This window comes from Roseomonas sp. F4 (assembly GCF_053891155.1).
In genome coordinates this window covers 118,124-141,816 of record NZ_JBSSHK010000004.1, presented here as the reverse complement: position 1 = coordinate 141,816, position 23,693 = coordinate 118,124, and the positions used below count along the sequence as shown (strand labels likewise).

The following is a 23,693-nucleotide window of genomic DNA, read 5'->3' as shown; positions in this document are numbered from 1 at the left end:
CCTACCGGAAGCCGCGGGCGCGCGGAACCTGCAGGAGATGCGCCTCGATCCCCTGACGCAGCGCGTCAGGGGTGCCCGGATCGGTGATCTGGTCGTGGATGAACTGCCGCAGGGCGCGGTGCTGCGCCACCACCGCGGCCAGGTCGTCGTCGCGATATTCCGGCCGGCTGAAAATGATCAGCGCATGCCGCGCGATTGCCTCCCACAGCGTCAGCGTGATGCCGTTCCGCGCCGCCACGCCGATGGCGCGGTGGAAGGCCAGATCGGCACGCAGCGAGCCCAACTTCTCGCCCCGCCTGGCGGCGCCCTCCAGCTCCGCGATCGCGGCATCCAGCGCCGCAACATCGGCCCGGCCGGCGCGCCAATTGGCGATCGCGTCGCGTAGCAGCAGGCATTCCAGCATAAGCCGCAATTCCATGATGCGGGCGATCATCTCCGCATCGAAGGCGGCGACACGAAAGCCGCGGCGGCCGCCGGTCAGGATGCCCTGCGTGTGCAGCACCTTCAGCGCCTCCCGCGTCGGCACGCGGCTGACGCCGAGCTCGGCGGCCACCGTAGCCTCCACCACCCGGTCATCCGGCAGCAGGCGCCCCATCGCGATGGCTTCCGCGACCGCATCGGCGATCATCTCCGGCAGTGGGATCAGCGTCGCGCGCCAGGCCGGCCTGCCGCGCCGGAATATCGTCATGCGCCATCACCCCGCCGCTGCGCCATTCTGATAACCGCAAGAAAAGCTCTTGCCGTGTCTGCGTTCCCGGATCAACGTATAACAATCGGGAGTACGTCCAACCGGCTCAGGTCCATAGCTGCGGCATGACATTGGTCGTGCCCGGCCTGGCAAAATGGATGGCGTGCGACGATGCTGATCAGGGGTGGCTGGGTCCTCACGGACCCCTCGACGGGCGCGGTGCGGCGGGATGCCGCGGTGCGTATCCTGGGCGACCAGGTGGCGGAGATTGGCGATGCCGCCACGCTGATGGCTGCGCATCCCGAATTGCCGGTGATGGGCCGCGCGGATGCCGTGGTGATGCCCGGTCTGATCGACGCCCATTCGCATGGCCGCGGCCTGTCCCCCATCCAGAAGGGCGTGCTCTACGACTATCTGGAGAACGCCTTCCTCGACTGGTCGTCGATGGTCTACCTGCCGAACGAGCTTTGCGCCGCGCTCTCGGCCGTGCGGCATCTCCGCATGGGCGCCACCACCATCCACCACACCGGCTGGAATGATGAGGGCCCGCGGGCGCTGGAGGAGGCGCAGGCGGCGATCGAGGCCTATCGCCGCTCCGGCATTCGCTTGGCTTATTCGCCGGCGATGCGGGACCGCAACCGCTTCTGCGTCGATGAGCAGGGCTTCCTGGCCACTCTGCCCCCAGCGCAGCGCGCCTTTGTGGAGCCGATGACGCGCTATGATCCGGTGGCGATCCAGGGCCAGTACATGGCGCTGTTCGATGCGCTGCACGCGGCGCATGACGGGCCGATGTCGCGCATCTTCCATGGCCCTTCCTGGGCGCATGGCACCACGGATGCCTTCTTCGCCCGTATCCGCGACAGTGCCGCGGCGCATGGCGGCCTGCCCATCCATATCCATACGCAGCAGACCCCGCACCAGCGCGCCTGGAGCATCAAGACCTACGGCCATTCGCTGGTCACGCATCTGGACCGGCAGGGAATGCTTGGGCCGCAGACCACGCTGGGCCACGCCGTCTGGCTGAACGAGGCGGATATCGAATTGCTGGCCGCACGTGGCGCCTCCACCACCCATCACGCCTCCTGCAACCTGCATGTGCGCAACGGCATCTCCCCGATCTGGCACATGATCCGCGCTGGCGTGAATGTCGCCATGGGCATCGACGACAAGTCGCTGAACGATGACGACGATCCCTTCATGGAACTGCGCCTGGCCGCGACCCTGTCCCGCGTGCCGGATTTCGACCTTGGTGCCACGCCGGTGCTGACGGCGCCGCAAGTGCTGGCGATGGGCACGGTGAATGCCGCGCGCACGCTGGGCTTCGCACCGGATCATGGCCGCCTGGTGCCGGGCGCGCCGGCGGATCTCGTTGTGCTGGATACGTCATCCCTGCTGCGCGATCCCTGGACCTCGGACCGGCTTTCCATACCGGACCTCGTGCTGTGGCGGGCCAAGGGGCAAGATGTCTCCGACGTCATCGTCAACGGCAAGGTCGTGATGCGCGATCGCGCCATCACCACCCTGGATGTCGCAGCTCTGTACAAGGAAGTGCGGGACTATGTGACGCGGCATGAGGCTGCGCCGGCGCCGCAGGCGCGCATCGATGGCATCAACGCTCTGCGGCCGCATTTCCATGCATGGCACCGCAGCATGCTGGCGCATCTGGATGTCAGCGAGTCCTTCTACCGCATGAATGGCAGGGCCTGATCCGATGGTCGATTGGGGCTTCGTTGCTACCTATGGACCGCATCTGGTGGAGGCCTGCTGGATTACGCTGACCATCAGCGCGGCGTCACTGCTGCTGTCCAGCATCATGGGGCTCGGCATCGCGCTGATCCGCATCGGGCCGGGCCGCGTCCTGCCGGGCCTCGCCTGGACCTATGTGTGGATCGTGCGCGGCACGCCGCTGCTGCTGCAGCTTTTCGCCATTTACTACGCGCTCCCCGCCGCCGGCATCCGCGTCGGCCCCTGGGAGGGTGGCATCATCGCCCTGTCGCTGAATTCCTCCGCCTATTTCGCGGAGATCTTTCGCGGCGCCATCCGCGCCGTGCCCGCCGGGCAGCGGGAAGCGGCGCTGGCCATCGGCATGATACCCGCCCAGGCGATGCGCCGCATCGTGCTGCCGCAGGCCGCGCGCCCCGCCTTGCCGCCCTATATCGGCCAGGCGACGACACTGCTGAAGAATTCCTCGCTGGTCTCCGTCATCGCGGTGCCGGACCTGATGCTGACGGCGCAGAGCATCTACTCCTCCACCTACCGGGTCGTGGAGGTCATGGTGATGACAGGCCTGCTGTATCTGCTGATGACCAGCCTGTTGCAGATCGCCCAGACGGTGCTCGAGCGCCGGCTCGGCTATTATACGGTGAAGTAGATGGGCGTCGTTTCCTTCCAGAGCGTCTGCAAGCGCTTCGGCACGGCGCAGGTGCTGCGCGACATCACCCTCGACATCGCGGAGGGCGAGGTGGTGACCGTCATCGGTCCCTCCGGCGCCGGAAAATCGACGCTGCTGCGCTGCGTGAATCAGCTGGAACAGCATGACAGCGGGCGCATCCTGATCGATGGCGAACCCATCGGCAGCGGCCAGCGAATGCGTGACCTGGCGCGGCTGCGCCAGCGTGTCGGCATGGTGTTCCAGTCCTTCAACCTGTGGCCGCACCTTTCCGCGCTCGGCAATGTCATGGAAGGCCCGCGCCAGGTGCTGAAGCTGTCGCCGCGGGAAGCCGAGACGCGCGCTGGCGCGCTGCTGGAACGTGTCGGACTCTCCGCCCATGCGGCGAAATATCCCGCGCAGCTTTCCGGTGGCCAGCAGCAGCGCGTGGCCATCGCCCGCGCGCTCGCCATGCAGCCGCGCGTGATGCTGTTCGACGAGGCGACGAGCGCGCTGGACCCCGAGCTGGTCGGTGAAGTCCTGGCGGTGATGACCCAGTTGGCCGCCGAAGGCATGACCATGATCGTGGTCACGCATGAGATGGGCTTCGCACGCGAAGTGGCGCATCGCGTCGTGCTGATGGCGGAAGGCGCGATCGTTGAACAGGGCCGGCCCGCCGAGTTCTTCGCGGCGCCGCAGGAAGCCCGCAGCCGCGCCTTTCTCGGCAAGGTGCTGAAGGCGTGACGCGCATCACGGCGGTGGAGCCCCATCCGCTCCGCCTGCCCCCCGAGACCCCCGGCGGACGGCAGGAGGAATGCTTCCTGCTGCGCCTCGTCACAGAGGATGGGCGCGAAGGCTGGGGAGAGGCGCATGGCAGCCCCTGGTTGTGCCATGCCGTGGTGGAGGCGCCCATCACCCATGTGACCGCGCAAGGGCTGCGCCACATCCTGCTGGGGCAAAACACGGATGACGTGCCGGCGCTGCGGCGGCGGATGGAGAAGGGCACGCAGTGGATCGGGCGCGATGGCGTCGTGATGCAGGCCATCGCGGCGGCGGAGATCGCGCTATGGGACCTGGCAGGCCAGCGCGCCGGGCTGCCGGTGGCCAAGCTCCTGGCGCGCGCGCCGCGCAGCACGCTGCCCTGCTACGCCAGCGCCAAGGTCGCCACCACGCCAGCGGGCACGGCGGCACGCATTGCCGGGGAGCGTGCGGCCGGCTTCGCCGCGCATAAGATCGGCTGGCCGCCTTTCGGAGCGACTCTGGAAGGCGATCTCGGTTTCCTCGAAGCCGCGCGCGATGCCGCGGCGCCCGGCGCGCTGCTGATGGTCGATGCCGCCCAGGCCTTCGATGAGCCGACGGCGCTGGCCCGCGCCCGCGCCTTTGCCCGCTTCGAACTGGCTTGGCTGGAAGAACCCCTGGATCGCGACGACCTCGATGGTCAGGCGAGGCTGCGCGCCGCCAGCCCGGTGCCGATCGCCTCTGGCGAGGGCGAATGCGGGCTGCCCGGCCTGTCGCGGATCGCAAAGCTTGTGGATGTGTTGCAGCCTGATGTGACGCGCTGCGGCATCCTCGCCGCCATGGCCGCCGCCCCGATGGCGCCGCGCGTCTGCAGCCATTCCTTCACCACGCTGCTGAATGTGGTGGTCCATGCCCATGCGCTGGCCGCGATGCCGAATGGCTGGATGCTGGAATGGCCGGTGCGCGGCCTGGCGATATGGGATGCGCTGTTCCCCGGCGCCGCACGGCTGCGCGACGGCCAGTTCACCCTTCCCGAAGCCGCGGGCCTCGGCCTGCGTCCTGATCCCGCCGTGCTGGCCCGCCATCGCATGCCCAGCCTTTCGAACCCCACCACGGGAGCGCATTGAGATGACGCGACGCCGGCAGATGACGCTGGGCCTTTTCGTCGAACCCTATGGCCGCCACGTCGCCGCCTGGCGCCACCCGGGCGCCACGCGGATGGCCGGCATCGATTTCGGCTACTACCGGGATCTCGCCCAGCTCGCGGAATCCGCCTGCCTGCATTTCATGTTCATCGCCGATACCAACAATGTCTGGGCGGATATGGACTTCTTCAGCCGCAGCGACCGCGGTGCCATCCTGGACCCGATGCAGCTTCTGCCGGCGCTGTCGCAGGTGACGCAGCGCATCGGCCTGATCGCCACCACCTCCACCACCTACACCCAGCCCTATCACGTCGCCCGCAGCTTCGCCTCGCTGGACCAGTTGAGCGGCGGCCGCGCGGGGTGGAACCTGGTCACTTCGATGTTCGCGGCGGAGGCGCAGAACTTCTCCACCCCCGTGCAGATGCCGCATGGCGACCGCTACGCTCGCGCCGAGGAGTTCGTCGATGTGGTGCGCGGCCTGTGGTCGAGCTGGGAGGAGGACGCTTTCCTGCATGACCAGGACAGCGGCCTGTTCTTCGACCCCGAGCGCCTGCATATCCTGCACCACACCGGCGAGCACTTCCTGGTGCGCGGCCCGCTGAACGTCCCGCCTTCCGCCCAGGGCCAGCCGGTGATCGTGCAGGCCGGCTCCTCCGACGCTGGACGGGACCTGGCGGCGCGCACGGCGGAGGTGGTCTTCACCATCCAGCAGACCCTGCCGGCCGCCCAGGCCTTCTATGCCGATCTGAAGGGCCGCATGGCCGCCTTCGGCCGCGCCCCGGACCAGATGCACATCATGCCCGGCTGCTTCATCATGGTCGGCCGGTCGGAAGCCGAGGCGCGGGAGAAGTTCGAGGAGCTGCAGGCCCTGGTGCATCCCAAGGTCGGCCTTTCGCTGCTCTCCACCCTGCTCGGCGGCATCGACCTGTCCGCCTATCCGCTGGATGGCCCCGTGCCCGAATTGCCGGAGACCAATGCGGGCAAGGGCCACCAGGCCGCGCTGCTGGATCGTGCGCGACGGGATGGGCTGACCATCCGGCAGCTCTACCTCGCCACCATGGGCGGGCGCGGGCATTGGGAGCTGGTCGGCACGCCCGCGCAGATCGTGGACCAGATGGAGGAACGCTTCCTGGCCGGCGCTGCGGATGGCTTCAATATCATGCCGCCCTTCCCCGGCGCGCTGCGGGAGATCGTGGACCTCGTGATCCCCGAGCTTCGCCGTCGCGGCCTGTTCCAGGACGCCTATGCCGGCACCACGCTGCGCGCGAATCTCGGCCTGGCCAAACCCAGCCGCCCAACCAAGGAGCCCCGCTGATGCGCCTCACCCCGCGTTCCCGCCTGCTCGCCCTGGCGGGCCTGGCGTTGGCCCCCATGCTTGCCGCGCCACGCCTGGCGCGGGCGGATCTGCGATCCGTCCGCCGCGCGGGCGTGATGAAGATTGCCACCACCGGCACCCGCGTGCCCTGGACCTATACGGATTCGAACAACCGCCTGACCGGCTATGACATCGCCTGGGGGGAGTTGATCTGCGCCGATCTCGGCCTGCGGGCGGAATGGTCCAAGCTGGATTTCCGTGGCATGCTGCCGGGACTGCTGGCCGGGCAATATGATGCCGTCATGTCCGGCGTCACCATTACCGACCAGCGCCAGCAGACCTTCGCCTTCTCCGAGCCCTATGCCTATGACGACACCGTCGCCGTGGTGCGCGCCGACAATGCGCGGGTGCGAGAGATGGCGGATCTGCGCGGCCTGGTCGTCGGCGCCGGCACGGGATCGCAGCAGGAAAGCATCGCCAAGGCCATCCCCGGTGTGCGGGAGGTGCGCAGCCTGCCGGGCTTCACGGACCTTATTCTCAATATCCGTACCAACCGCATCGACGCCATGGTGACCAGCGGGCTCGCTGCCTCCCACTACCTCGCCAATACGCCCAATTCCGGGCTTCGCATCGCCGGCAGCGGCGTGGAGCCCGCCTTTCAGGGCGTCGTCCTGCGCAAGGGAGAGCCTGAGATGGAGGAGGCGGTGAGCGGCGTCATCCGCGCCCGCAAGGCGGACGGCACCTATCGCCGCCTGTTCCAGGAGCACTTCGGCATGGACCCGGCGCGCTAGCGAGCTGAGTTCAGCAGAACCCAGCCCGGTCGAGGTGCGCGCAGGCCTACCCGCGCGCCAGTGCCCCGCGAATGATGGTCAGCGCGTCCTCGATCATGGGCGGCGTCACATCGAGATGGGTGCAGGCGCGCAGACGGCCGCCAAGCAGGGACAGCGCCACCCCCTCCATCCGCACCCGCCGCACAAGTTCGGTCGCCGCCACGCCGGTGCCAGGGATCGTGAAGAAAACCAGGTTGGTGTCGGGGTCCTGCACCTCCACGCCTTCCATCTGCGCAAGGCCCCGGGCGAGAGCCTTGGCATTGGCGTGGTCCTCCGCCAGCCGATCGACATTGTGGTCCAGCGCGTAGAGGCACCCCGCCGCGCAGATGCCCGCCTGCCGCATGGCGCCGCCGAGGCGCTGCTTCCAGCGCCAGGCCTCGTCGATGAACTCCGCGCTGCCACAGAGCACGGCGCCGAGCGGCGCGCCCAGGCCCTTGGTGAAGTCCAGCCAGACGCTGTCATAGCCCGCCACCATATCGGCCGGGGCGACGCCGGCGGCGACGCAGGCATTCATAAGCCGGGCGCCGTCCATATGGGTAGAAAGGCCGGCGCCATGGGCAATGCCGGCGATCTCATCCAGCGTCGCCTTGGCCCAGACGGCGCCACCGCCGGTATTCGCCGTCTGCTCCACCTCCACCAGTCGCTGCGTCGGCGTGTGGCGGGATTTGCCGCGCAGCGCGCCGCGCAGGGCGTCCGGCGTGTACATGCCCCGAGGACCCTTCAGCGGGTAGATCTGTACGCTGCCGAGCGCGGCATGGGCGCCGCCCTCGCTGGTCAGGATATGCGCCGTCTCATGCGCAATGATCTCCTCGCCTGGGCGGCAATGCACCAGGGTGGAGGCGACGTTGCACATGGTGCCGGAGGGCATGAACACCGCCGCCTCCTTGCCCATCAGCGCCGCCATGCGGTCGCAGAGCGCATGGACGGTAGGGTCGTCGCCATGCTGCTCGTCGCCCACCTCGGCCCGCATCATGGCGTCCAGCATCGCCGCGCCGGGCTTGGTCTGGGTGTCCGAATAGAGGTTAATGCGGACGGGCGGCGCGCCGGCGGGCGGGCGTTCGGGGGCGTGGACCATGTCGCGGGGCTCCGGCGTTGTGCCGGCCCACTCCGCTATGCGACGCCGTCTGCGTCAAGCCGGGGCGGCGAGTCCATGACGCTGCCAGAGCGGCGCGATGGCCGGGCGCCGGGCCACGGCCTGGGCCAGCGCCTCGATTTTCGGGAGGTTGGCGGGCGTCCAGACCCGGCCCTCCGCCCAGCGCGACAGCACGGTGAGGTAAATGTCGGCGACGCTGAACCGGGCGCCGAGCAGGAAAGGCGCGGCCGGGTCGCCGGTCAGGCCGGCATGCGCCTCCACCACCCGCATAACGTCGCGCGCCATAGTCAGCGCGCCGTCCCGCAGCGCCTGATGCTGGTCGGGGCTGACGCCGAAGCGGGCGGGGTAATCCCAGCGGGTGATCTGCGGGTAGAACTCGCCGGCCAGCAGCGCCATCCAACGCAGTGCCCGCGCCCGCCCGGAATCGCCGGGCGGCGGCAAAAGGCGCGGGTGGATATCCGCCAGCGTCACCAGGATGGCGAGGCTCTCGGTCATCACCGTGCCGTCCGGCAGGATCAGCGTCGGCAGCCGGCCCATCGGATTGATGGCGAGGTAGTCGGCGCGCAGCTGGTGGTCACCCTCCAGCGGTACGTCACGAAGTTCCACCGCGGCGCCGGCCTCGGCCAGCGCCATCTCGACCGGGGCGGAGCCGGAGCCGGCATCGCCGTAGAGGATGTAGGTCATGCGGCGCAGCTTGCCCCGATTACCTGCGCCAGGGCAGACGCAAAGCCGTGAAACAACGCGCAACGCCCACGCCATCCGTCCATCGCCGGCCCATGCTTTCTTTCAAACGGCAGGGAATGGGGCGTGGCTGGATGAGCGGCTTGCAGGTGAGTATCGGCGACATCCTGGCGGATCAGCGCGAGGTAGCCGCAAGGCAGGAAGGCGCCTCGGCGAGCGACATCCGCTACGCCCGCGACAGCGGCTTCGACCCGCAGGATGTCATGACGATCCGCCAGATCACCGCCGCCCGCGCCGTGCTGCTGATCTTCCGCTGCCCCAACCTCGCCGCGCGATCCCTGCACGGGCTGCTGCCGGCCAAGACCGCGGTAACCACGGCGAAAAGCGGCACCTCCGGCGCCGTCACCAGCCCGGGCGGCCTGCTGATGGTTTCCGACTACGACATCATGAGCTGCTGGCGGCAGGAGGGTGCGGGCTTTCGCAAGATTCCCATCACCGCCGCCACGCCCGGCGCCAAATACGGCGCCTGGCTGACGGAGGCGCGGGAGCTGGTGCAGGCGCTGAACCGGCGGCTGGTGACCAAAATCCAGCACGGCGCGCAGGATGACTGGCTGGATGCCGAGCGCAATCGCGGCGTGAAGCCGGAGGACCTGTACCTGGCATTCCGCCTGGGCGTGCCGGACCTGCTGGTGGGCCCGGCGGCGCTGGAGCGCTTCTACAAGAATGACCGGCTGTTCTGGCCCTATCTGCCCAACGGCAAGCATTGCGGCCGATCGTCGTAGGTTCAGAAGAAGGGCAGCGGCCCCCGGAAGGCCCCGATCGGGACCAGATGCGTCACCAGCCCCGTCTCCGCCCGCCAATGATGCAGCAGCATGGCGGGGGGCTCCACGAAGCTGGCCGGGGCGGCATCGGGGTTCAGGCGCAGGGCCAGCGCCGTGGTGGTGCTCGGCGCTGTCACCAGCATCGTGCCGCCGAAGCGCAGCAACATGAAGCGGTGGACGTGACCGCAGAGGATACGCTCCACCGCCGGATAGCGCGCGACAATGGCAGCCAGACGTTCGCCTTCGAGGCAGCGATAGGGGTCGATGAACGGGATGCCGCTGGCAAAGGGCGGCTGGTGCATCATCAGGATGGTCGGGCGCGTGGGGTCCTCCGCCAGCCGCGCCTCCAGCCATTCACAGGCGGCGTCATCCATCTGGCCGTGATGCGCGCCGGGCACGGTGACATCCAGGCCCAGCACCCGCACCGGGCCATGCGCGCCGGCGTCCACATGCAGCGGTCCTGAACCTGCTGGATCCCCAAAGTGTTGACGGAAGGCGGCGCGTTCGTCGTGATTGCCGGGTATGATCACCAAGGGCGGCCGAATGCGCCCCAGCAAATCGGCTGCGAAGGCATATTCAGCCTCCGTGCCATGGTCCACTACATCGCCGCTCAGCAGCACCAGATCGGGCTGCGGCGCCATTCGGTCGAGCTGCTCCAACGCCGCCTGGAACATGGCGTTGGAATCCACCAAGCCTTGATACAGCTCGCCCCGCGGCCGCAGATGCGGGTCTGACAGATGGGCGATCAGCATCCGCGCGTCAGGCGGAAGGCGCGGGGCTCGCCGCCGGCGGCGGGGGCGCGCGGCGATAGAGGTTTGTCGCGCGGCGTTCAAAGGACCGCACCATCAGCCGCACCGCCTCGTTGAAAACGGTGCCGATGACGGCCTGGAGCAGACGCGACTTGAACTCGAAATCGACGAAGAAATCGACTTCGGTCCCGTTGGCCACCGGGTTGAAGCGCCAATGGTTGTTCAGGTAGCGGAAGGGACCGGTCAGGTAGCGCACATGCACATGATGCGGCCGCTCCAGCGTCACATGGCTCCGAAACGTCTCCCGGAACATCTTGAAGCCGATGGTCAGGTCAGCGACCAGCTCGTCCTCGGTGCGGGAGACGATGCGCGCGCCGACGCACCAGGGCAGAAATTCCGGGTAGCGGCGCACATCCGCCACCATGTCGAAGAGCTGCTCCTGCGTGTAGGGCAGCACGCGCTTTTCCGCATGGGTCGGCATCAGGCGGCCTTCAGCTTTGCCGCCCGCGCATCCCGCAGCGCCGCGAAGTCGCGATCCGCGTGGTAGCTGGACCGCGTCAGAGGCGTGGCGGAGACCAGGAGAAAGCCCTTGCCGCGCGCCGCCTGGCCGTAATCGGCGAACTCATCCGGCGTCACGAACCGGTCCACCGCCGCATGCTTCACGGAGGGCTGGAGGTACTGGCCGATGGTCAGGAAATCGACATCGGCGCTGCGAAGGTCGTCCATCACCTGCAGCACCTCGATCCGCTTTTCCCCCAGCCCGACCATGATGCCGGACTTGGTGAAGATGGAGGGGTCGCGCTGCTTCACCCGGTCCAGCAGCCGCAGCGAGTGGTAGTAGCGCGCACCGGGGCGGATGGAGGGATAGAGCGCCGGCACGGTTTCCAGATTGTGGTTGAACACATCCGGCCGCGCATCGATCACCACCTCCAGCGCCCCATCCTTGCGCAGGAAGTCGGGGGTGAGGATTTCAATGGTGGTCTCCGGCGCCGCGGCACGGATGGCGCGGATGGTCTGGGCAAAATGCTCCGCCCCGCCATCGGCCAAGTCGTCGCGATCAACGCTGGTGATGACCACGTGGCGTAGGCCGAGCTTCGCCACCGCATCCGCCACCCGGCGTGGCTCGTCCGTGTCCAGCGCCTTGGGCATGCCGGTGATGACGTTGCAGAAGGAACAGGCGCGGGTGCAGGTGTCGCCCATGATCATCATGGTGGCGTGGCGCTGCGACCAGCACTCCCCGATATTCGGGCAGGCCGCCTCCTCGCACACCGTGACCAGCCCATTGGCGCGCATCAGCGCATGGGTTTCCCGGTAGATCGGGCTGGTGGGCGCCTTGACCCGGATCCAGTCGGGCTTCCGCTGGATGGGGTTGTCCGGGCGCCGCGCCTTTTCCGGATGCCTCTCGGCGCCGGTTTTCGCCGCCGCCGCCGAGAGCTCGGTGGCGGGGCGGGCGTGGTTGATTTCGACGCGTATGGCCATGTCGCTAGATGTGGATCACCCGGCCATAGGCATCAAGCACCGACTCATGCATCGTCTCCGAAACCGTGGGATGCGGGAAGACGGTGTGCATCAGCTCTGCCTCGGTCGATTCCAGGGTGCGGGCGATGCCGTAGCCCTGGATCATCTCGGTGACTTCCGGTCCGACCATGTGCGCGCCCAGCAATTCGCCGGTCTTGGCGTCGAACACCGTCTTCACCAGGCCCTCCGGCTCGCCCATGGCGATGGCCTTGCCGTTACCGATGAAGGGGAAGCGGCCAACACGGACCTCGTGGCCCAGCTCCTTGGCCTTCTTCTCGGTCAGGCCGACGCTGGCGACCTGGGGGCGGCAATAGGTGCAGCCGGGGATGTTCAGCACGTCCATGGCATGTGGATGCTTGCCGGCGATGGCCTCGACGCAGATCACCGCCTCATGGCTCGCCTTATGGGCCAGCCATGGCGCGCCGGTGAGGTCGCCGATGGCATAGACGCCGGGCTCGCCCGTATTGCCATAGGCATCGGTGACGATGTGGGTCCGCTCCACCTTCACCTTGGTGCCTTCGAGGCCGAGGTCCTCGACATTGCCGACGATGCCGACGGCCGAGATCATGCGGTCCGCGGTAATTTCCTGCACCTTGCCGCCGGCCTCGACGATGGCGGTGATGCTGTCCGCGCCCTTGCGGACGCCCTGCACGCGGGCGCCCGTGATGATGTGCATCTTCTGCTTGGCAAAAGCCTTGTGGACGAAGGCCGAGATTTCCTCGTCCTCCACCGGCAGGATGCGATCCATCACCTCAATGAGCGTGACCTCGGCGCCCATGTTCAGATAGAAGCTGGCGAATTCGGAGCCGATGGCGCCGCTTCCCATGACGATCAGCTTTTTGGGCAGGGCGGCAGGGGTCATCGCCTCGCGATAGGACCAGATCAGCTTGCCGTCCGGCTCCATCCCCGGCAGGACGCGCGCGCGCGCGCCGGTCGCCAGCAGGATGTGCTTGGCCGCGATATCCGCGACGGGCTTGCCGTCCTTGGTCACGGAGAGCTTCCCCGGGCCGGCGAGCTTGCCGTGTCCATCGAAGACCGTGACCTTGTTCTTCTTCATCAGGTGCTTGACGCCACCCGAAAGCTGGCCCGCCACCTGCCGGCTGCGCTTCACCACCTTGGCGAAATCGAAGCGGATATTGTCGGCGGCGAAGCCGTAGCTATCCAGGCTGTGCAGCAGGTGATTGATCTCGGAGGCGCGCAGGAGCGCCTTGGTCGGGATGCAGCCCCAGTTGAGGCAGATGCCGCCCAGATTCTCGCGCTCCACCAGCGCGACCTTCATGCCGAGTTGGCTGGCGCGAATGGCACCAACATAGCCACCGGGGCCGCCGCCGACGACGACGAGATCGAAAGTCTCGGCCATTTCAGGATTCTCCTGCGAGGGCGCGCAGCGCGTCGCCCGAGAGGCGCCGTATGCGCCATTCATCGCGGCTTTCCGAGCCGATGCGGTCATAGAAGCGGATGGCCGGGGCGTTCCAGTCGAGCACCTGCCATTCCATCCGCGTGCAGTTTTCCGCCACCGCCCGCTGGGCCAGATGCCGGAAGAAGGCGCCGCCGACGCCGAGGCCGCGATGGGCGGGCTCGACATAGATGTCTTCGAGATAGATGCCGGGGCGGCCCGTAAAAGTCGAAAAATTGTAGAACCAAATCGCCTGGCCGATTGCCCTGCCCTCACGCTCCGCCAGGGTGCAGAAGACGCGGGGGGTCGAGCCAAACAGGGCCTCGCGAAAATCGGCCTCGGTGCCAACCGCCTCGTGCAGCAGCTTTTCGTAATCCGCGAGCTCCCGGACCAGGCGGAGGATCTCAGGGAGGTCCGCCTCGGTCGCGTCGCGCAGGGTGAGACCGCTGGTCACATGCAGCCTTTCAGATGAAAGCGGCGAAAGCCCTCTCCACCCAACGGGGGGAGAGGGCCTTCACCTCGACTACAGCATCAGGCTCAGCGGCTGCTCGACGATATTCTTGAATGCCGCGATCCATTCCGCCGCCAGCGCGCCATCCACCACGCGGTGGTCGACCGACAGCGTGCAGGTCATCACCGTGGCAATCGCCAAGGCGCCATCCTTCACCACCGGCCGCTGCTCCCCGGCGGAGACCGCCAGGATGCCGGCCTGGGGCGGGTTGATGATGGCCGCGAAGTCGCGCACGCCATACATGCCCATGTTGGAGATGGAGAAACCGCCGCCCTGGAACTCCTCCGGCTTCAGTCTTCCACTCTTGGCCCGCGCCGCCAGATCCTTCATCTGGTTGCTGATGGAGGCCAAACCCGCCTGATCCGCCTTGCGGATGATGGGCGTGATCAGCCCGTCCGGGATGCTGACGGCGACCGAGATGTCGACGTCGTGGTACTGAAGGATCGCGTCCTCGGTCCAGGTCGCATTCACCTGCGGGAACCGTCGCAGCGTCACCGCCGCCGCCTTGATTACCAGGTCATTGACCGAGAGCTTGAAGGCGCCCGGCCCGTCCTTCGGCGAGGTCGCGTTCAACTGCGCCCGCAGCTTCAGCAGCGCGTCGATCTCGATATCCATCGAGACGTAGAAATGCGGCACCGTCTGCTTGGATTCCGACAGGCGGCGCGCAATCACCTTGCGGATGCTGCTGTTCGGCACGGCGGTATGCGGCGCCGTGATGACGGGCGCCGACGCCTTCGGTGCCGGTGCGGCGGCGGGGGCCGGGGCTATGGGTGCCGGGGCCTGCGCCGGTTCGGCCTTGGCAGGCTCCGCCTTCCCGACCTGCGGCTTGGCCAGCGCGGCTTCCACATCGGTCTTCACGATGCGGCCATTCGGCCCGCTGCCGCTGACGCCGGCCAGGTCCAGCCCGGCCTGCGCGGCCATGCGCCTCGCCAAGGGCGAGGCAATGGTGCGGTCGCCGGATTCGGCAGTCTTCGGCGCCTCGGCCTTCGGTGCGGCGGCCGGTTCGGTCTTTGGCGTCTCGGGCGCGGGTGCCGGCTTCGCCTCGGCCTTCGGGGCTTCCGCCTTGGCGGGAGCCGGCGCCGCATCGGCGGATTCGCCCGGCTCCACCAGCACGGCGATCGGGTCGTTGACCTTCACGCCGGCGGTGCCGCCCTGGACCAGGATCTTGCCCAGAACGCCCTCATCCACGGCTTCCACTTCCATGGTCGCCTTGTCAGTCTCGATCTCGGCGATGATGTCGCCGGCCTTGACCGTGTCGCCCTCGTTCTTCAGCCAGCGCGCCAGCGTGCCCTCGGTCATCGTGGGGGACAGCGCCGGCATCAGGATGTTCGTGGCCATGAGCTGCCTCCCTTACTTGTAGGTCACGCGCTTGGCGGCCTCGATCACCTGTTCGAGGCGCGGCAGGGCCAGCTTCTCCAGGTTCGCGGCATAGGGCATGGGGATATCCAGGCCGTGCACGCGCACCGGCGGCGCATCCAGGTCGTCGAAGCAGTTCTCCAGGATCTGCATGGCGACCTCGGCACCGATGCCGGCATAGGGCCAGCCTTCCTCGAGCGTGACCAGCCGGTTGGTCTTCTTCACCGACTTCACCACCGTCTCGATATCCAGCGGCCGCAGCGTGCGCAGGTTGATGACCTCCGCGCTGATGCCCTGGGCGGCGAGTTCCTCGGCCGCCTGCATGGCCATGCCGACCATGATGGAGAAGGCCACCAGGGTCACATCCGTGCCCTCGCGCTCCACCTTCGCCTTGCCGATCGGCAGGATGAAATCCTCATCCGTCGGGCAGTCGAAGGTCTGGCCGTAGAGGATCTCGTTCTCCAGGAAGATGACCGGGTTCGGATCACGGATCGCGGCGCGCAACAGGCCCTTGGCGTCCGCCGCCGACCAGGGCGCCAGCACCTTCAGGCCCGGCAGATGCGCGTACCAGCTGGCGTAGCACTGGCTGTGCTGCGCCGCGACGCGGCTGGCCGCGCCGTTCGGACCGCGGAAGACGATCGGGCAACCGAGCTGGCCGCCCGACATGTACAGCGTCTTCGCCGCCGAATTCACGATCTGGTCAATCGCCTGCATGGAGAAGTTGAAGGTCATGAACTCGACGATGGGCTTCAGCCCCGTCATCGCCGCGCCGACCGCCATGCCGGTGAAGCCGTGTTCCGTGATCGGCATGTCGATCACGCGCTTCGGGCCGAACTCGTCCAGCAGACCCTGGCTGATCTTATAGGCGCCCTGGTACTGGCCGACTTCCTCGCCGATCAGGAACACGTCCTTGTCGAGGCGCATCTCGGCGGCCATAGCGTCGCGCAGGGCTTCGCGCACCGTCATCGGCTTGGTGGCGCCCCAATCCTTTTCCGGCGCGGCGGCGGCCTGAGCCGGCACCGGGGCAGCGGCGGGCTTCGCCGTTTCCATCTTCTCCGCGGTCGGCGGCTCAGCCTTGGCGGGCTCGGCTGGAGCGGCTTCCGCCTTCGGGGCCTCGGGCTTCGGCGCCGCGGCGCTGCCGTCGTCCAGCTCGGCGATCGGAGTGTTCACCGAAACGCCCTCGGTGCCTTCGGGCACCAGGATCTTGGTCAGCGTGCCCTCATCCACGGCTTCCACTTCCATGGTCGCCTTGTCGGTCTCGATCTCGGCGATCACGTCGCCGGCCTTCACCGTATCGCCTTCCGCCTTGAGCCAGCGGGCGAGCTTGCCCTCCGTCATGGTGGGGCTGAGGGCGGGCATCAGGATCTGCGTCATCAGCGGGACTCCACCAGGACGTCCGTCCACAATTCGCTCTCATCGGGCTCCGGCGAGGTCTGCGCGAATTCGGCGCTGTCCTGCACGATGGCCTTCACCTCGTCGTCGATGACCTTCAGCGCAGCCTCGCTGGTCTCGAAGACCTCCAGCAGCATCTTGCGCGCGGTCTCGATGCAGTCGTTCTGCTCTCGCATCTTCTGCACCTCCTCCCGCGTCCGGTACTTGGCCGGGTCGGACATGGAATGGCCGCGGTAGCGGTAGGTCTTCATCTCCAGCAGGTACGGGCCGTTGCCGGCGCGGCAATGGGCGATGGCGCGCTCACCGGCTTCCTTCACGGCAATCACATCCATGCCGTTCACCTGCTCACCGGGGATGCCCCAGGGCGCGCCGTTCTTCGACAGGTCGCGGGAGGCGCTGGCGCGCTCCACGGACGTGCCCATGCCGTATTTGTTGTTCTCGATGATGAAAACGCAGGGCAGCTTGAACAGGGCCGCCAGGTTCATGCTTTCGTAGACCTGACCCTGGTTCGAGGCGCCCTCGCCGAAATAGGCCAGCGCCACGGCACCGTCTCCGCGGTACCAATTGGCAAAGGCGAGGCCGGCGCCGAGCGACACCTGCGCGCCGACGATGCCATGGCCGCCGTAGAAGCCCTTTTCGCGGGAGAACATGTGCATGCTCCCGCCCTTGCCCTTGGAGTAGCCGCCGATACGGCCGGTCAGCTCCGCCATCACGCCGCGGGCCTCCATGCCGGTGGCCAGCATATGGCCGTGGTCGCGATAGGAGGTGATGACCTGGTCGCCCGGCTTCAGGCCGAGCTGCATGCCGACCACCACGGCCTCCTGACCGATATAAAGGTGGCAGAAGCCGCCGATCAGGCCCATGCCATATAATTGGCCGGCCTTTTCCTCGAAGCGGCGGATCAGCAGCATGTCACGATAGGCGCGGGTCAGCTCGTCCTTGCTGATGGCGGGCTGATTGGCCCCCTTGGAGGCCCCCTTGCCGCGGGCTGGTCGGGCGGCGGTTTCGGCCATGCGGTGTCCTCCTCAGGGCTTCCCTGTCCTCGCATCTACGCGCGCAATCTGGTCCGTGCAAGCATGTCTTCATCGGCAAAAGCGCTGATTGTGCAATGCAATACGAGGATTAACCATAGATCGGTTAACTCGTTTTTTGGGCTGTTTCGTCGTTGCGGCGCAACCGCCGGATGGCGCCTGAATCGTGCCGGAGGCACCCCTGGTTCCGCAAGAATCTGGAACCGCGCAGATGCCACCCAATCATCGCATTCTCCTTCCCATGGCCTTTGCCGCGCTGCACGGCGCGGATCAGCTCGCCCTGGCCGTCCTTCCCCTGGTCACGGCCCTAGCCCTTGGCGCCGGACCCGGCCTGACCGGCGCGCTGGTCGCCGCCCAGGGCGCCGCCTGGCTGCTGGTGGCCCTGCCCGCCGGCGTTCTGGCCGACCGGATGGACCGGCGCCGGCTGCTGGCCGGTGGCGGCTTGCTCGCGGCGCTGGGCTTCGGCCTCGCTTTGCCGCTCTCTGGCCAGCCGATATTGCTGGCCTTGGCCGCCTTCCTCGGTGCCGCCGGCGTGGTCGCCGCGGCACTCGCGGTCTTCGCCCTGTTGCCCGCATTGGTGGAGCGCCCTGCCCTGCCGGCCGCCAACGCGCGGCTGGAATTGGGACGGGCATTGGCGACGCTGGCGGCCGCGCCGGTCGCCGGCGCGCTGGCAGGCTGGGGGGCGCCTCAGGTGGGGCTGGGCGTGGCCGCGCTGGCGGGCCTCGCCGCCGCCATCCTCGCCTCGCGCCTGCCAGCCCTGCCCGCATCCCCCCAGCCCCAACGCTCCGGCATGGCACGCGCCGTGGCGGAGGGCGCGCGCTATGTCCTGGCGGAGCCGCTGCTGCGGGCCATCGCGCTGGCCGCCATCGCCTGGAATGCCGGCTTCTTCGCCTTGATGGCGGTGGCGGTACCGCTGGCGTTGGGGCCGCTGGGGCTGGAGGCCGGCACCACCGGCCTCGCGCTCGGCGCCTATGGCGCGGGACTGGTGCTGGGCGCTCTGGTGGCGCCGGGGCTCAGCCGGGTGATGCCGCTTGGGATGGTCCTGCTCTGCGGTCCAGGCCTGTCCGTGGCGGGAATGGTGGGGCTGACGGCGGCGCCCGGCTTCGCCACCCTGGCCCTGTGCATGGCGCTGCTCGGCTTCGGCCCAATGCTGTGGCAGGTGGCGCAGACCAGCCTGCGGCAGGCTGTCACGCCGGCCGCCTTGCTGGGGCGCGTGGGGGCGGTGATGCAGGTGGCGGTGTTCGGGGTGCGCCCGCTTGGGGCGCTGGCCGGGGGCGCGGTGGCCGCAGGCTTCGGCCTCCTCGCCGCGCTATGGCTGGCGGCGCTGGGCTTCGGCCTGTCGCTTCTGGTGGTGGCTACCAGCCCGCTGGCGCCACTGCGGGGCCTGCCGGATTTCGATCAGAACAGGCGTCGATCGGCCTCATAGGGCACCACGATCTCGTCCTTGTCGACGAGGTTCAGCAACTGGCGCGCCCGTTCATCCAGTTGGTCACGGTCCAGCCGTTCGCCACGTAGGCCGGCGACGCGGCGTTCCACCAGTTCCAGCTCCGTCCGAACGCGCTCCAGTTCCAGCCGTGCTTCCTGGATGCGTTCCTGTCGAAGGTCACGGGCGATCAGCCCGCGCTCACCATGCACCGCGTGCCAGACGAAATAGCCGCTTGTCGCTAGCAACAGCGCCGGTAGCACCGCCGCGCGCAGTTTGCGCAGGACCCAGGCGCCAAAACCCCCCCGCCTTTGTGGCGGCAGATACATATCAGACACGCTCGCAGGCCCCCCCGCCAATGCGCGCAGTGAAGAAGGGCGCGACCCGCATGTCCAGCGGAATCGCGCCCTCTCAATACGTTAAGGAGTGGACCGTGCGTTCCATGCCACGGTCCGACGCCTTGATCAGCGGCGCAGCACGCTCCGCCCGGCATAGCGGGCGGCGGAGCCCAATTCCTGCTCGATGCGGATCAGCTGATTGTACTTCGCGGTACGGTCGGAGCGGGAGAGCGAGCCGGTCTTGATCTGCCCGCAATTGGTGGCGACGGCGAGGTCAGCGATGGTCGCATCCTCGGTCTCGCCGGAACGGTGGCTCATCACGGCCTTGAAGCCGGCGCGATGCGCGGTCTCCACCGCTTCCAGCGTCTCGGTCAGCGTGCCGATCTGGTTGACCTTCACCAGGATCGCATTGCCCGTGCTGGTCTCGATGCCACGGCGCAGGCGCTCGGTATTGGTCACGAACAGATCGTCGCCGACCAGGTTCACCTTGCCGCCGAGGCGTTCGGTCAGCAGCTTCCAGCCCTCCCAGTCATCCTCGGACATGCCGTCCTCGATGGAGACGATGGGGAACTTCTTCGTCAGGGCTTCCAGATAGTCGACCATGCCGGCGGAATCGAAGGTCTTGCCCTCGCCTTCCATCACGTAGCGGCCGTCCTTGTAGAATTCGGTGGAAGCGGCATCGAGGGCGAACAGAATGTCCTCCCCCACCCGGTGCCCGGCCTTCTCGCAGGCCTTGCTGATGAAGCCCAGGGCCTCCTCGGCGCTGCCGATATTCGGCGCGAAGCCGCCCTCATCGCCCACATTGGTGTTGTGGCCGGCATCGTGCAGCGCCTTCTTGAGCTGCGCGAAGACCTCCGAGCCGATCCGCACCGCATCGGCGATGGTGCCGGCGGCGACCGGCATGATCATGAATTCCTGGATGTCGATCGGGTTGTCGGCATGCTGGCCGCCATTGATGATGTTCATCATCGGCACCGGCAGGGTGCGGGCGAAGACGCCACCGACATAGCGGTAAAGTGGCATGTCAAGATCGGCGGCCGCGGCCTTCGCGGTGGCCAGCGACACGGCCAGGATGGCATTGGCGCCGAGGCGGGACTTGTTCGGCGTGCCGTCCAGCTCGATCATCGTCTCGTCGATCTTCACCTGGTCGGCGGCGTCCATGCCGCCGATGGCGTCGAAGATCTCGCCTTCCACATGGGCGCAGGCCTTCTGCACGCCCTTGCCGCCGAAGCGGGCCTTGTCGCCATCGCGCAGTTCCACCGCCTCATGCGCGCCGGTTGAGGCACCGGAGGGGACGATGGCCCGGCCGACCGCGCCGGAGTCCAGCATCACCTCCGCCTCCACCGTCGGGTTGCCCCGGCTGTCGAGGACCTCGCGGGCGATGATATCGGCGATGGCGGCCATGGGCTGGGCTCCGTGTCGGGGGGAGGATTCCCGCTCGCGCTTAACGGTCTGGCGACGGATCGGCAAGCCGCCTCGCGCGACCAGGCGTCTGCCTCAGCCGAACAGGAAGTCGGAGGCCGACAACGCGGACAGCTCGATCCCTGCCAGGGTCAGCACCCCCTCCCCCGGGGCGATCTGAACATCGCTGCCCTGCTGCGACAGGAAAGGCAGCAAATCCTCGAAGCTGCCATGGCCGGTCAGCGCCACGCGGTCCTCGCCCAGGGTGAAATCCGTGACGAGATCGGCACCAGCCCCGGCCACGAACACATCCGCGCCGGCCAGGCCGGTGAACACATCGTTGCCAGTGCCGCCTTCCAGCCTGTTGTCGAGCGCATTGCCGACGCCGGTGAAGTCGCCGCTGCCGGTGAAGCGCAGCCCCTCGACATGCTCGCCCAGGCTGAGGGCGTTCAGCGTGGTCAGCACCTGGTCCTGGCCGCCGCCGGCGGATTCCCAGACCTGATCCCAGCTGTTATCGACCAGATAGGTGTCGTCCCCGGCGCCCCCCATCATGGTGTCGTTCCAGGCGCCGCCATCCAGCCTGTCGTCGCCCGCGCCGCCCATCACGAAGTTGGATATGCCGTTGCCCGTGCCGGCGAAGTTGCCGCTACCGGTGAAGATCACGTTCTCCACATTCCCGGGCAGCGTATAGGCGTTCAGCGTGGTGAAGACCTCGTCGATGCCGGGCTCGGCGGATTCCCAGACTTGGTCCCAGCTATTGTCGACGTAGTAGTCGTCACTCCCGGCACCTCCCATCATGGTGTCATTCCAGACGCCACCATCCAGCGTGTCATCTCCCGCCCCGCCCATCAGGAAGTTGGAGATGCCGTTGCCGGTGCCGGCGAAGTTGCCCGTGCCGGTGAAGATCAGGTTCTCGACATTCTCGGGCAGCGTATAGGCGTTCAGCGTGGTGAACACCTCATCGATACCGGGCTCGGCGGACTCCCAGACCTGATCCCAGGCATTGTCGACGTAGTAGTCGTCACTCCCGGCACCTCCCATCATGGTGTCGTTCCAGGCACCGCCATCCAGCGTGTCGTCACCCGCGCCGCCCATCAGAAAGTTGGAGATACCGTTGCCCGTGCCGGTGAAATGGCCCGTGCCGGTGAAGATCAGGTTCTCGACATTCTCAGGCAGCGTATAGGTGTTCAGCGTGGTGAAGACCTCGTCGATGCCGGGCTCGGCGGCTTCCACCACCACGTCGCCCGCGTCATCGACGATGTAGTCGTCATGGCCTCCCAGCCCGATCAGCACATCGGGGCCGGCGCCGCCGGTCAGTTTGTCGTCTCCCGCGGTGCCAGTGATGATGGCAAGATTAGTGGTGTCTTCGATCTCAGGCGACATGGTCGGGTCCTATCCCTCTCAGCCGGCCTTCTGCCGGCCGGTGGCGGCCCGGAATGGTACCGCCTGGCGGAGGCCTGCTACGCCTGTCCCGGCCCCGCCGCGCCGCGATCCCGGCAGGGCGGTATCTCAATCCCGGCAAAAGCCGGCGGACCGCTCGCACCCCTGCCTGGTGCTGCTAGAATGGCGGTTCCCGTTCCGATCCCGTACAGCCCGATGACGCCCATCCTCTCCACCGCCGGCCTGCCCGCACGCCAACAGTTCGACTATTGGCGGGAGGCCGCCTGCCGGCATTTCTACCAGTTCCAGCCGTGCCGCTTCGACCATGCCAGTGGTTATGAGGCGTCGCTTTCCGGCTCGCGCTTCGGTGCCTTCAGCCTCGTTGCCTTCCAGGCTCCCGCGCATGACTGGCTGCGCGGGCGGCAGGAGGTGGCGCGGACCGATGATGAGACCTATTCCCTGGTCGCCAGTTGTCCCGCCGCCGCCGCCCTGGTCCGGGCGGAGGGGGATGCGGAAGTGGCGCTGCGGCCCGGCGATCTGGGCCTGACAAGTTCCAGCATTCCTCAGACGGTGCGCCAGCAGGGCCGCGCCGCGTTCCATCTGGTGAAGTTTCCCCGCGCGCTGCTCGACCCGATGCTGCCAACGCGCGCACGTGGCCGCCTGCCGCGCAAGTTGATACGTGGCGAATCCGGGCTGGGCGCCGTGATCTGCCGTTACTTCGAGTCCCTGTTGCGAGAGGCGCCGCGCATGGAGCCCACGACCACTGAGGCCGCGCTACGCCATCTGATTGGCCTGGTTGGGCTGCATCAGGCCGACAGCCCCCAACCGACCCCGGAGGGCCAGCAGGCGCTGCGCGCCGCGCGACTGGCGGAAGCGCAGCGCTTCGTAGAACGGCATCTGGCCGATCCTGCCCTCGACTCGGCCCGAGCGGCGGCCGCGCTGCATATCTCCGTGCGCCAGCTCAGTCTGCTGTTCGAGCCGACCGGGGAGAGCTTTGCCCGCCATGTTACGCGCCGACGCCTGGAAAACGCCTGCGCTTTGCTGCGAGGTCCCTGCGGCCGGGGACGCAAGGTGGCGGATATCGCCTTCTCATGCGGCTTCGATAGCGTGGCGACCTTCTACCGCGCCTTCACCCGGGCCTATGGCGTCTCCCCGGGCGCCATGCGGCCGGGCTGATGCTCACCTGGGCCGGCGGGTGTCCCACACCGCCGCGAAGCCACGCCGCAGCGGCATGCCTTGCCGGTCGCAGGGCTCGACCTTGCCGCAGGGCACGGAGACCGCGCGGGTCAGCACCGAATCCTTGGCCCGGCTATAGCCAGCGAGCTTGAGGTCCAGCGCGCCGCAGGGATGCACCCGCGTCACCAGCCCCCAATCGCCAGCGCGGGCGGTGTTCACCGCACCGCCCTCATCGCGCACCAGGCGCACAAGGTCGCCCGGTTCGAACAGATAGGATTCGACGCCTGAAGCACCGGTCAATGTGCGCATGGCGGCCATTGCATCGCAAAAAGATGAGCGATGT

24 protein-coding genes are annotated in these 23,693 nt (G+C 67.8%); 9 read left to right on the top strand and 15 right to left on the bottom strand.

Going from position 1 to position 23,693, the window contains the following annotated elements; genetic code table 11:
* Position 1: 1 nt before the first annotated feature.
* Positions 2–688, bottom strand: coding sequence for a GntR family transcriptional regulator (locus ACVFYP_RS17080; protein WP_499201405.1), 687 nt, complete (start codon positions 686–688; stop codon positions 2–4).
* Positions 689–859: 171 nt separating this feature from the next.
* On the opposite strand from ACVFYP_RS17080, the gene ACVFYP_RS17075 reads away from it, so the two are divergent.
* From ACVFYP_RS17075 to ACVFYP_RS17050, 6 genes are read left to right on the top strand one after another with little or no spacing between them, the layout of a single operon-like run.
* A complete protein-coding gene (locus tag ACVFYP_RS17075) occupies positions 860–2,395 on the top strand; it encodes an amidohydrolase family protein (RefSeq protein WP_499201404.1) in 1,536 nt (511 codons plus the stop codon).
* Positions 2,396–2,399: 4 nt separating this feature from the next.
* Positions 2,400–3,059, top strand: a complete 660-nt coding sequence (locus ACVFYP_RS17070) for an amino acid ABC transporter permease (RefSeq protein ID WP_499201403.1) — start codon at positions 2,400–2,402, stop codon at positions 3,057–3,059.
* Positions 3,060–3,800 carry an amino acid ABC transporter ATP-binding protein gene (locus ACVFYP_RS17065; RefSeq protein WP_499201402.1) on the top strand — a complete coding sequence of 247 codons (741 nt, stop codon included), beginning with the start codon at positions 3,060–3,062 and terminating at the stop codon, positions 3,798–3,800.
* A complete protein-coding gene (locus ACVFYP_RS17060; protein WP_499201401.1) occupies positions 3,797–4,921 on the top strand; it encodes a mandelate racemase/muconate lactonizing enzyme family protein in 1,125 nt (374 codons plus the stop codon). Before ACVFYP_RS17065 ends, ACVFYP_RS17060 begins: the two co-directional genes overlap by 4 nt.
* A 1-nt stretch (position 4,922) precedes the next feature.
* The gene (locus ACVFYP_RS17055; protein WP_499201400.1) at positions 4,923–6,254 is read left to right on the top strand and encodes an LLM class flavin-dependent oxidoreductase; all 1,332 of its coding nucleotides are present in this window, start codon (positions 4,923–4,925) and stop codon (positions 6,252–6,254) included.
* The gene (locus tag ACVFYP_RS17050; protein WP_499201399.1) at positions 6,254–7,045 is read left to right on the top strand and encodes a substrate-binding periplasmic protein; all 792 of its coding nucleotides are present in this window, start codon (positions 6,254–6,256) and stop codon (positions 7,043–7,045) included. The genes ACVFYP_RS17055 and ACVFYP_RS17050 overlap by 1 nt, the downstream gene beginning before the upstream one ends.
* Before the next feature lie 46 nt (positions 7,046–7,091).
* Here the strand turns inward: ACVFYP_RS17050 and ACVFYP_RS17045 are convergent, their stop codons facing one another.
* A complete protein-coding gene (locus tag ACVFYP_RS17045; protein ID WP_499201398.1) occupies positions 7,092–8,159 on the bottom strand; it encodes a threonine aldolase family protein in 1,068 nt (355 codons plus the stop codon).
* 54 nt (positions 8,160–8,213) lie between these two features.
* Complete coding sequence (locus ACVFYP_RS17040; RefSeq protein ID WP_499201397.1) at positions 8,214–8,861, bottom strand: glutathione S-transferase family protein; 648 nt, start codon at positions 8,859–8,861, stop codon at positions 8,214–8,216.
* Between the two features lie 146 nt (positions 8,862–9,007).
* On the opposite strand from ACVFYP_RS17040, the gene ACVFYP_RS17035 reads away from it, so the two are divergent.
* Entirely contained in the window at positions 9,008–9,640 is a 633-nt protein-coding gene (locus ACVFYP_RS17035; RefSeq protein WP_499201396.1) for a hypothetical protein, read from the top strand.
* A gap of 2 nt (positions 9,641–9,642) precedes the next feature.
* On the opposite strand, the gene ACVFYP_RS17030 is transcribed toward ACVFYP_RS17035, so the two are convergent.
* From ACVFYP_RS17030 to pdhA, 8 genes are all read right to left on the bottom strand, one after another.
* Positions 9,643–10,431, bottom strand: a complete 789-nt coding sequence (locus tag ACVFYP_RS17030) for a phosphodiesterase (RefSeq protein ID WP_499201395.1) — start codon at positions 10,429–10,431, stop codon at positions 9,643–9,645.
* Between the two features lie 7 nt (positions 10,432–10,438).
* The gene (locus ACVFYP_RS17025; RefSeq protein WP_499201394.1) at positions 10,439–10,909 is read right to left on the bottom strand and encodes a type II toxin-antitoxin system RatA family toxin; all 471 of its coding nucleotides are present in this window, start codon (positions 10,907–10,909) and stop codon (positions 10,439–10,441) included.
* Positions 10,909–11,901, bottom strand: coding sequence for a lipoyl synthase (gene lipA / locus ACVFYP_RS17020; RefSeq protein WP_499201918.1), 993 nt, complete (start codon positions 11,899–11,901; stop codon positions 10,909–10,911). The genes ACVFYP_RS17025 and lipA overlap by 1 nt, the downstream gene beginning before the upstream one ends.
* A gap of 10 nt (positions 11,902–11,911) precedes the next feature.
* Entirely contained in the window at positions 11,912–13,306 is a 1,395-nt protein-coding gene (lpdA, locus tag ACVFYP_RS17015) for a dihydrolipoyl dehydrogenase (RefSeq protein WP_499201393.1), read from the bottom strand.
* 1 nt (position 13,307) lies between these two features.
* Positions 13,308–13,796 carry a GNAT family N-acetyltransferase gene (locus ACVFYP_RS17010; RefSeq protein ID WP_499201392.1) on the bottom strand — a complete coding sequence of 163 codons (489 nt, stop codon included), beginning with the start codon at positions 13,794–13,796 and terminating at the stop codon, positions 13,308–13,310.
* 69 nt (positions 13,797–13,865) lie between these two features.
* Positions 13,866–15,191, bottom strand: a complete 1,326-nt coding sequence (locus ACVFYP_RS17005) for a pyruvate dehydrogenase complex dihydrolipoamide acetyltransferase (protein ID WP_499201391.1) — start codon at positions 15,189–15,191, stop codon at positions 13,866–13,868.
* A 12-nt stretch (positions 15,192–15,203) separates the two neighbouring features.
* Entirely contained in the window at positions 15,204–16,586 is a 1,383-nt protein-coding gene (locus ACVFYP_RS17000) for a pyruvate dehydrogenase complex E1 component subunit beta (RefSeq protein WP_499201917.1), read from the bottom strand.
* Positions 16,583–17,614 (bottom strand): pyruvate dehydrogenase (acetyl-transferring) E1 component subunit alpha, encoded by a 1,032-nt coding sequence (pdhA, locus tag ACVFYP_RS16995; RefSeq protein ID WP_499201390.1) that lies wholly within the window; start codon positions 17,612–17,614, stop codon positions 16,583–16,585. The genes ACVFYP_RS17000 and pdhA overlap by 4 nt, the downstream gene beginning before the upstream one ends.
* Before the next feature lie 229 nt (positions 17,615–17,843).
* Here pdhA and ACVFYP_RS16990 point away from each other — a divergent pair, with 229 nt between their 5' ends.
* Positions 17,844–19,058 carry an MFS transporter gene (locus ACVFYP_RS16990; RefSeq protein ID WP_499201389.1) on the top strand — a complete coding sequence of 405 codons (1,215 nt, stop codon included), beginning with the start codon at positions 17,844–17,846 and terminating at the stop codon, positions 19,056–19,058.
* On the opposite strand, the gene ACVFYP_RS16985 is transcribed toward ACVFYP_RS16990, so the two are convergent.
* The 3 genes from ACVFYP_RS16985 to ACVFYP_RS16975 form a co-directional block, all read right to left on the bottom strand.
* Entirely contained in the window at positions 19,031–19,384 is a 354-nt protein-coding gene (locus tag ACVFYP_RS16985; protein ID WP_499201916.1) for an FtsB family cell division protein, read from the bottom strand. The two genes, ACVFYP_RS16990 and ACVFYP_RS16985, sit on opposite strands and share 28 nt — an antisense overlap.
* Before the next feature lie 135 nt (positions 19,385–19,519).
* Positions 19,520–20,797: a phosphopyruvate hydratase gene (eno, locus tag ACVFYP_RS16980; RefSeq protein WP_499201388.1), complete on the bottom strand. Its 1,278-nt coding sequence runs from the start codon at positions 20,795–20,797 to the stop codon at positions 19,520–19,522.
* Positions 20,798–20,890: 93 nt separating this feature from the next.
* Positions 20,891–22,177 carry a calcium-binding protein gene (locus tag ACVFYP_RS16975; protein WP_499201387.1) on the bottom strand — a complete coding sequence of 429 codons (1,287 nt, stop codon included), beginning with the start codon at positions 22,175–22,177 and terminating at the stop codon, positions 20,891–20,893.
* A 180-nt stretch (positions 22,178–22,357) separates the two neighbouring features.
* Between ACVFYP_RS16975 and ACVFYP_RS16970 the strand changes: the two genes are divergently transcribed.
* A complete protein-coding gene (locus ACVFYP_RS16970; RefSeq protein ID WP_499201386.1) occupies positions 22,358–23,350 on the top strand; it encodes a helix-turn-helix domain-containing protein in 993 nt (330 codons plus the stop codon).
* A 3-nt stretch (positions 23,351–23,353) separates the two neighbouring features.
* Here ACVFYP_RS16970 and ACVFYP_RS16965 read toward each other — a convergent pair whose 3' ends face one another.
* Complete coding sequence (locus ACVFYP_RS16965; protein ID WP_499201385.1) at positions 23,354–23,659, bottom strand: hypothetical protein; 306 nt, start codon at positions 23,657–23,659, stop codon at positions 23,354–23,356.
* Positions 23,660–23,693: the final 34 nt, after the last annotated feature.

What these genes read in the sequence shown, in the direction of transcription:
- ACVFYP_RS17080 (WP_499201405.1), bottom strand. Translation starts at nt 688, where the DNA reads ATGACGATATTCCGGCGCGGCAGGCCGGCCTGGCGCGCGACGCTGATC.
- ACVFYP_RS17075 (WP_499201404.1), top strand. Translation starts at nt 860, where the DNA reads ATGCTGATCAGGGGTGGCTGGGTCCTCACGGACCCCTCGACGGGCGCG.
- ACVFYP_RS17070 (WP_499201403.1), top strand. Translation starts at nt 2,400, where the DNA reads ATGGTCGATTGGGGCTTCGTTGCTACCTATGGACCGCATCTGGTGGAG.
- ACVFYP_RS17065 (WP_499201402.1), top strand. Translation starts at nt 3,060, where the DNA reads ATGGGCGTCGTTTCCTTCCAGAGCGTCTGCAAGCGCTTCGGCACGGCG.
- ACVFYP_RS17055 (WP_499201400.1), top strand. Translation starts at nt 4,923, where the DNA reads ATGACGCGACGCCGGCAGATGACGCTGGGCCTTTTCGTCGAACCCTAT.
- ACVFYP_RS17050 (WP_499201399.1), top strand. Translation starts at nt 6,254, where the DNA reads ATGCGCCTCACCCCGCGTTCCCGCCTGCTCGCCCTGGCGGGCCTGGCG.
- ACVFYP_RS17045 (WP_499201398.1), bottom strand. Translation starts at nt 8,159, where the DNA reads ATGGTCCACGCCCCCGAACGCCCGCCCGCCGGCGCGCCGCCCGTCCGC.
- ACVFYP_RS17040 (WP_499201397.1), bottom strand. Translation starts at nt 8,861, where the DNA reads ATGACCTACATCCTCTACGGCGATGCCGGCTCCGGCTCCGCCCCGGTC.
- ACVFYP_RS17030 (WP_499201395.1), bottom strand. Translation starts at nt 10,431, where the DNA reads ATGCTGATCGCCCATCTGTCAGACCCGCATCTGCGGCCGCGGGGCGAG.
- ACVFYP_RS17025 (WP_499201394.1), bottom strand. Translation starts at nt 10,909, where the DNA reads ATGCCGACCCATGCGGAAAAGCGCGTGCTGCCCTACACGCAGGAGCAG.
- lpdA (WP_499201393.1), bottom strand. Translation starts at nt 13,306, where the DNA reads ATGGCCGAGACTTTCGATCTCGTCGTCGTCGGCGGCGGCCCCGGTGGC.
- ACVFYP_RS17005 (WP_499201391.1), bottom strand. Translation starts at nt 15,191, where the DNA reads ATGGCCACGAACATCCTGATGCCGGCGCTGTCCCCCACGATGACCGAG.
- pdhA (WP_499201390.1), bottom strand. Translation starts at nt 17,614, where the DNA reads ATGGCCGAAACCGCCGCCCGACCAGCCCGCGGCAAGGGGGCCTCCAAG.
- ACVFYP_RS16990 (WP_499201389.1), top strand. Translation starts at nt 17,844, where the DNA reads ATGCCACCCAATCATCGCATTCTCCTTCCCATGGCCTTTGCCGCGCTG.
- ACVFYP_RS16985 (WP_499201916.1), bottom strand. Translation starts at nt 19,384, where the DNA reads ATGTATCTGCCGCCACAAAGGCGGGGGGGTTTTGGCGCCTGGGTCCTG.
- eno (WP_499201388.1), bottom strand. Translation starts at nt 20,797, where the DNA reads ATGGCCGCCATCGCCGATATCATCGCCCGCGAGGTCCTCGACAGCCGG.
- ACVFYP_RS16975 (WP_499201387.1), bottom strand. Translation starts at nt 22,177, where the DNA reads ATGTCGCCTGAGATCGAAGACACCACTAATCTTGCCATCATCACTGGC.
- ACVFYP_RS16970 (WP_499201386.1), top strand. Translation starts at nt 22,358, where the DNA reads ATGGCGGTTCCCGTTCCGATCCCGTACAGCCCGATGACGCCCATCCTC.
- ACVFYP_RS16965 (WP_499201385.1), bottom strand. Translation starts at nt 23,659, where the DNA reads ATGCGCACATTGACCGGTGCTTCAGGCGTCGAATCCTATCTGTTCGAA.